Source organism: Aurantimonas sp. A2-1-M11, from assembly GCF_036549475.1.
Classification (GTDB): Bacteria; Pseudomonadota; Alphaproteobacteria; order Rhizobiales; family Rhizobiaceae; genus Aurantimonas.
In genome coordinates this window covers 1-1,276 of sequence record NZ_JAZHLI010000195.1, presented here as the reverse complement: position 1 = coordinate 1,276, position 1,276 = coordinate 1, and the positions used below count along the sequence as shown (strand labels likewise).

Genomic DNA, 1,276 nt, shown 5'->3' with positions numbered 1-1,276 from the left:
GATCGGCGGCGGAGACCGAAATGGTAACCCCTGTGCGCATGCAGCAGACTCGCATGCGAGCACACCGATGTGAATCCCACACCGGACTCTTTCGTTCCGGTCAATCCACTAGTCCAGACAAGCGGCAAACGTCAGGAACTCGTCGCAAACGCGGAACGGGATCGTCCGTGCGCGATCGGTGCGTCAAGTCCGCCGCTCAACGGTGATCTGCGTGACGTCGCAGTTCCCGCTCGCGAAGGTCGCGGCGCAAGAGGTGAGATAGAAGTTCCACATTCGCCGGAACCGGTCGTCGAAACCCAGATCGGCAATCTCGTCCCATCGCGCGTTGAACCTCCCGTGCCAGCGGCGAAGCGTCTGGCTGTAGCTCTCGCCAAACTCGATCGACCGGACAAACCGGAGGCCAGCACGCTCGAGCTCGAACAGGAGCGCGTTGCGCGAGGGCAGCATGCCTCCAGGGAAGATGTACTTTTGAATAAAGTCTACGTTGCGGCGATAGGTCTCCCACCGGCTGTCCTGAACGGTGATGATCTGCAACGTCGCGTGGCGTCCCGGGTTCAGCCGTTCGCGAAGGGTGTCGAAGTAGACCGGCCAGTACCGCTCCCCCACTGCCTCGAACATCTCGATTGAGGCGATGCCGTCGTAGCGGCCACGTTCGTCGCGGTAGTCCTGGAGCTTGATCTCAACCCGATCGTCGAGGCCGGCGCGCTGGATCCGCTCCTGGGCGTAGGCGTGCTGTGACCGGGAGATGGTCAGCCCCGTGACACGCAGCCCGCGGTCGGTGGCTGCGTATTCGGCGAAGCCTCCCCAGCCGCAGCCGATCTCCAGCACGTGGTCTCCTGGTTCGGCGCCCATCTCGTCGATCAGGCTTGCGTACTTAGCGGTTTGTGCCGCCTCCAGGCTCTCTCGGCCGGTTGTGAACCTCGCCGACGAATAAGTCATCGTCTCATCGAGCCAGAGCCGGTAGAATTCGTTGCCGAGGTCGTAGTGGGCGGCAACATTGCGCCGCGCCTGCCGCCGCGTGTTGCCGCGGAACTTGTGGCGCGCCCTCTCGAATAGCCGGAGCAGGCCCATGCCTGAAAAACCGTCGTAGATGTCGTCGCCGGCGACGTGGAAGAGATCCATAAAGGCTTGCAAATTCGGCGTCGACCAGCCGCCGTCGAGATAAGCTGCGGATTCCGATTCAAACCGGCCGGGTATTCCGATTTGAAGTCGGCCACCATTCCGGGATGAAGCCGGCCAGCATTCCGATCAATAACCGGCCACCCTCCGGCGTCTG

General features: G+C 62.5%; 1 protein-coding gene. It reads right to left on the bottom strand.

The genetic code is table 11. The features are described 5' to 3' along the window. Nucleotides 1–183: 183 nt before the first annotated feature. A complete protein-coding gene (locus VQ042_RS25585) occupies nucleotides 184–1,122 on the bottom strand; it encodes a cyclopropane-fatty-acyl-phospholipid synthase family protein (RefSeq protein WP_331823049.1) in 939 nt (312 codons plus the stop codon). Between the last annotated feature and the right edge of the window lie 154 nt (nucleotides 1,123–1,276).